This window comes from Candidatus Polarisedimenticolaceae bacterium (assembly GCA_036376135.1).
Classification (GTDB): domain Bacteria; phylum Acidobacteriota; class Polarisedimenticolia; order Polarisedimenticolales; family DASRJG01; genus DASVAW01.
On the sequence record DASVAW010000022.1, the window covers coordinates 1 to 5,578 of the forward strand.

Consider the following 5,578-nt stretch of genomic DNA (forward strand, 5'->3'; position numbering starts at 1 on the left):
CGCCATGTTCCGCGAGATGAACAAGGTCGAGCGCGATCGGGCGGAGTTCAACCCGATCCTGATGATGGCCGACTCCGGCGCCCGCGGCAGCAAGCAGCAGATGCGCCAGCTCTCCGGGATGCGCGGCCTGATGGCCAAGCCCTCCGGCGAGATCATCGAGACCCCGATCACCGCGAACTTCCGCGAGGGACTGAACGTCCTCCAGTACTTCATCTCGACCCACGGCGCCCGGAAGGGCCTCGCCGACACCGCGCTCAAGACCGCCAACTCCGGGTACCTGACGCGCCGCCTCGTCGACGTCTCGCAGGACGTGATCATCTCCGAGGAGGACTGCGGCACGATCGAGGGGATCGAGGTCGAGAAGATCGAGGAGGGCGGCGAGATCATCGAGGAGCTCCGCGACCGCATCGTCGGCCGCGTCGCCCTCGAGGACGTGCGCGACCCGATCACCGGCGAGCGGATCGTCGAGCGCAACCAGCTCATCGACGAGGACCTCGCGACCTCCGTCCAGGACGCCGGGATCGAGCACGTGCGGATCCGCTCGGTGCTCACCTGCGAGTGCCGGCGCGGGGTGTGCGTCCGCTGTTACGGCCGCAACCTGGCGACGGGCCGCCCCGTCGAGCTCGGCGAGGCGGTGGGCATCATCGCCGCGCAGTCGATCGGCGAGCCGGGCACCCAGCTCACGATGCGGACCTTCCACATCGGCGGCACCGCGCGTTTCGAGGAGCAGTCGACCATCGAGTGCCGGAACGCCGGCACCGTGCGCTACCACAACATCAAGTGGGTCGAGAACCGCGCCGGCAAACCCGTCGCGATCAACCGGAACGGCGCGATCACCATCCAGGACCGCGAGGGCCGCGAGCGCGAGCGCTACACGGTCGTCTACGGCGCGGTCCTCGAGGTTCGCGACGGCGACGTCGTGGAATCGAACACGAAGCTGGCGGAGTGGGATCCGTTCACCTACGCGATCCTCACCGACGTCGCGGGCTCCGTGAAGTTCCAGGACATCGAGGCCGGCGTCACGATGCAGGAGGAGGTCGACGAGGTGACCGGCTTCTCGCGGCAGGTCATCACGGCCTCCCAGGACGAGAAGCGCCACCCGCAGCTCATCCTCCTCGACGAGGCGGGAAAGGCCCAGCGCAAGATCCTCATGCCGGTGCACGCGATCCTGATGGTGCCGGACGGGGAGAAGGTGCAGCCGGGCGACGTCCTCGCGAAGATCCCGCGCGTCACCACCAAGACCAAGGACATCACCGGCGGTCTCCCCCGCGTGGTCGACCTCTTCGAGGCGCGCCACCCGAAGGATCCGGCGGTCATGGCCGAGGTCGACGGGACGGTGCACTACGGCGAGATCGTCAAGGGGCAGCGCAAGATCATCGTGCGCACCGACGACGGCGAGGAGCGCGAATACTCGATCCCGAAGGGACTGCACGTGAACGTGCAGGAAGGGGAGCGCGTGCGCGCCGGCGACGCCTTCACCGACGGCCCCAAGGACCCGCACAAGATCCTCGAGATCCTCGGGGAGCGAGAGCTGCAGAAGTACCTGCTCGACGGGATCCAGGAGGTTTATCGCCTCCAGGGCGTGAACATCAACGACAAGCACATCGAAGTGATCATTCGGCAGATGATGCGGTGGATCAAGGTCGAGGACGTCGGCGACACGGAGTTCATCGTCGACGAACAGGTCGATCGTTTCCGCTTCGTCGAGGAGAACGAGCGCGTGCTCGGCGCCGGCGGCGCCCCGGCGCGCGGTCGTCCTCTGCTGCTCGGCATCACCAAGGCGTCGCTGTCCACCGACTCCTTCATCTCCGCGGCGAGCTTCCAGGAGACCACGCGCGTCCTCACCGAGGCGTCCATCTCCGGGAAGGTCGACTACCTCCGCGGCCTGAAGGAAAACGTCATCATGGGCCGTCTCGTCCCCGCCGGGACGGGGCTGGACCTGTATTCGGGACTGCTCATCCCCGCCGACGGCCCGCCGCCGATGGAGGAGGAGATCCCCGAGGAGGCCGTCGAGGCCGAGGTCGATCTCGACACCGATCGTTTCGCCGAGATGCTCCGGGCGGCCGCCGCGGCCGCCGCGGGGGGCGGGGCGGGAGGGTCCGAGCCCGGCAAAACCGCCTGATTCCGGGCGGCCCTTGACCGGGTTCGGTTCGCGTTGCTAGGATCTGCGGGTTTTTCGCGGGAGTACGCGCCAGTGCCGACGATCAGTCAGTTGGTCCGAATGGGCCGGGACCTCCAGAAGAGCCGGACGAAGTCGCCGGCCCTGGTCTCCTGTCCCCAGAAACGCGGGGTCTGCACCCGCGTCTACACCTCGACTCCGAAAAAGCCGAACTCGGCCCTCCGCAAGGTGGCCCGCGTCCGGCTGACCAATTCGATCGAGGTCACGACGTACATCCCCGGGGTGGGGCACAACCTCCAGGAGCACTCGATCGTCATGATCCGCGGGGGCCGCGTGAAGGACCTCCCGGGCGTGCGGTATCACGTGATCCGGGGCACCCTCGATGCGACCGGGGTGGACGGGCGGCGCCAGAGCCGCTCCAAGTACGGCGCCAAGCGGCCCAAGGCCTAGCGGGAGACGGACAGATGCCCAGGCGCGGAAACGTTCCCAAGCGGGATCCCCTTCCCGATCCCGTGTACCAGTCGCCGCTGGTCACGAAGTTCATCAACTGCCTGATGGTCGACGGCAAGAAGGCGGTCGCCGAGGACATCTTCTACGGCGCCATGACCACCGTGCAGGATCGCGCCAAGGAAGACGCCCTGAAGGTGTTCCGCAAGGCGATCGACAACGTCAAGCCGATGCTCGAGGTCAAGTCCCGGCGCGTCGGCGGCTCGAACTACCAGGTCCCGGTCGAGGTCCGTCCCGAGCGCCGGACGGCCCTCGCGATCCGCTGGCTGATCTCCTACTCGCGCGAGCGGTCGGAGAAGTCGATGCGCGAAAAGCTGGCGAACGAGATCCTGGATGCCTCCGCGCTGCGCGGCGGCGCCTTCAAGAAGAAGGAAGACACGCACAAGATGGCGGAGGCCAACAAGGCTTTCGCGCATTACCGCTGGTAGTCGGTTCCTCGTTTCGGGCGACCCGGGACTCCCGGGGGCGCATGGGTCTTTGAAAACGTGGCCAGGCAGACGCCTCTCGAGCGTACGCGGAATATCGGCATCATGGCCCACATTGATGCAGGGAAAACCACGACCACCGAGAGGATCCTCTACTTCACCGGCATCACCCACAAGATGGGGGAGGTCCACGACGGGACCGCCATCATGGACTGGATGGTGCAGGAGCAGGAGCGGGGGATCACGATCACGTCCGCGGCCACGACCTGCCACTGGAACGACCACCGCATCAACATCATCGATACCCCCGGGCACGTGGACTTCACGGCCGAGGTGGAGCGCTCGCTGCGCGTCCTCGACGGCGCGGTCGGCGTCTTCTGCGCCGTCGGAGGCGTCGAGCCCCAGTCCGAGACGGTCTGGCGCCAGGCGGACAAGTACCGCGTCCCGCGGATCGCCTTCGTCAACAAGATGGACCGGACCGGAGCGGACTTCGACCGTACCTGCACGATGGTCGCCGCGCGCCTGCGGCATCGCCCGCTGCCGCTGCAACTGCCCATCGGCGCCGGGGAGACCTTTCGGGGCGTCGTCGACCTGATCGCGATGCGCGCGCTCCTCTGGGACGACGGCGGTCTCGAGGCGAGCGAGGCCCCGATCCCCGCGGACCTCGAGGAGGGCGCCGCGCTCGGCCACGAGAGGATCGTCGAGGCCGCCTGCGAGACGGACGACCGCCTCCTCGAGAAGTACCTGGCGGGGGGCGCGCTGACGCCCGACGAGCTGCGCCGGGGGGTGCGTCGCGGCACCCTCGCGATGCGCTTCGTCCCCGTCCTCTGCGGAGCCGCATTCAAGAACAAGGGGGTGCAGCCCCTGCTCGACGCGATCGTCGACTACCTCCCCGCGCCGTCGGACGTCGCGCCGGTCGAGGCGATCGACCCGCGCTCGGGGGAAACCGTCACCCGTGCGGCGTCCGACACGGAACCGTTCGCGGGGCTCGTCTTCAAGATCATGAGCGACCCGTTCGTCGGGCACCTCGCCTACGTCCGGGTCTACTCCGGCGCCCTCGCGTCGGGCGACCACGCCTACAACCCCGTGAAGCGCCAGTCCTCCCGCATCGGCCGCCTCCTGAAGATGCACGCCAACAAGCGTGAGGAGATCTCGGAGCTCTGGGCGGGGGACATCGCGGCGATCGTGGGTCTCCGGAACGTCCAGACCGGGGACACGATCTGCTCGGAGAAGGCCCCCGTCCTCCTCGAGCGGATGGACTTCCCGGAGCCGGTGATCCGCCTGGCGATCGAGCCCAAGACCAAGGCCGACCAGGAGCGGCTCGGCCAGGGGTTGGGGAAACTCGTCCAGGAAGACCCGACCTTCCGGGTTCACACCGACCCCGACACCGGACAGACGCTGATCGCCGGGATGGGGGAGCTCCACCTCGAGATCCTCGTCGATCGCCTCCAGCGCGAGTTCGGCGTCGCCGCGAACGTCGGCCGGCCGCAGGTCGCGTACCGCGAGACGATCCGGCAGGCCGCCGAGGCCGAGGGGCGCTTCATCCGCCAGACCGGCGGGCGCGGCCAGTACGGGCACGTCAAGATCCGTCTCGAGCCGGCACCCGACCGGGGGTTCGTCTTCGAGAACGCGGTCGTGGGCGGGTCGGTTCCCAAGGAGTTCGTCCCCGCCGTCGCCTCCGGCCTCGAGGAGGCGATGGAGGCGGGGTACCTCGCCGGTTACGCGATGCGCGACGTGAAGGCGACGCTGCTCGACGGGTCGTACCACGAGGTCGATTCGTCCGAGATGGCCTTCAAGATCGCGGCGTCGATGGCCTTCAAGGAGGCCTGCCGCGCGGCCCGGCCGACCCTGCTCGAGCCGGTGATGCGCGTGGAGGTCGTCGTCCCCGAGGAGTACATGGGGGACGTGCTGGGCGACCTGAACGCCAGGCGCGGGAAGATCCAGAGCCTCGAGGGCAGAAGTGGCGCGTCGGTGCTACAGTGCGCCGTTCCGCTGTCCGAAATGTTCGGCTACGCGACCGAGTTGCGCAGCCGGACCCAGGGCCGCGGCACCTACTCGATGCACTTCAGCCGCTACGAAGAGGTCCCGAAAGCGATCTCGGAGGACGTGGTCGCGCGGGTGACGGGAACGTCGAGACGTTAGTGCCGGAGGGGCGGCGGGCGCCCCCAGGAGGATGGGAAGCGATGGCCAAGGAGAAATTCGATCGGACGAAGCCGCACGTGAACGTGGGAACGATCGGCCACGTCGATCATGGCAAGACGACGACGACGGCTGCTCTCACGAAGATCTCCGCCGACAAGGGCTACGGCACGAAGTACGTCGCGTATGACGAGGTCGCGAAGGCGTCCGAGTCGCAGGGTCGTCGTGACTCCACGAAGATCCTGACGATCGCCACGTCGCACGTCGAGTACGAGACGGCCAACCGTCACTACGCGCACGTGGACTGCCCGGGCCATGCCGACTACATCAAGAACATGATCACGGGTGCTGCGCAGATGGACGGCGCGATCCTGGTGGTTTCGGCGGC

Annotated in this window: 5 protein-coding genes; all 5 read left to right on the plus strand. The window is 67.9% G+C overall.

Features of this window, described 5'->3' with window-relative positions:
• Nucleotides 1-2,122: hypothetical protein (locus VF139_02110; protein ID HEX6850172.1), on the plus strand; the 2,122-nt coding region annotated here is incomplete at its 5' end.
• 72 nt (nt 2,123-2,194) lie between these two features.
• Nucleotides 2,195-2,569, plus strand: a complete 375-nt coding sequence (rpsL, locus tag VF139_02115) for a 30S ribosomal protein S12 (protein ID HEX6850173.1) — start codon at nt 2,195-2,197, stop codon at nt 2,567-2,569.
• Between the two features lie 14 nt (nt 2,570-2,583).
• Nucleotides 2,584-3,054, plus strand: a complete 471-nt coding sequence (rpsG, locus tag VF139_02120) for a 30S ribosomal protein S7 (GenBank protein ID HEX6850174.1) — start codon at nt 2,584-2,586, stop codon at nt 3,052-3,054.
• Between the two features lie 57 nt (nt 3,055-3,111).
• A complete protein-coding gene (fusA, locus tag VF139_02125) occupies nt 3,112-5,193 on the plus strand; it encodes an elongation factor G (GenBank protein ID HEX6850175.1) in 2,082 nt (693 codons plus the stop codon).
• 41 nt (nt 5,194-5,234) lie between these two features.
• Nucleotides 5,235-5,578: GTP-binding protein (locus tag VF139_02130; protein ID HEX6850176.1), on the plus strand; the 344-nt coding region annotated here is incomplete at its 3' end.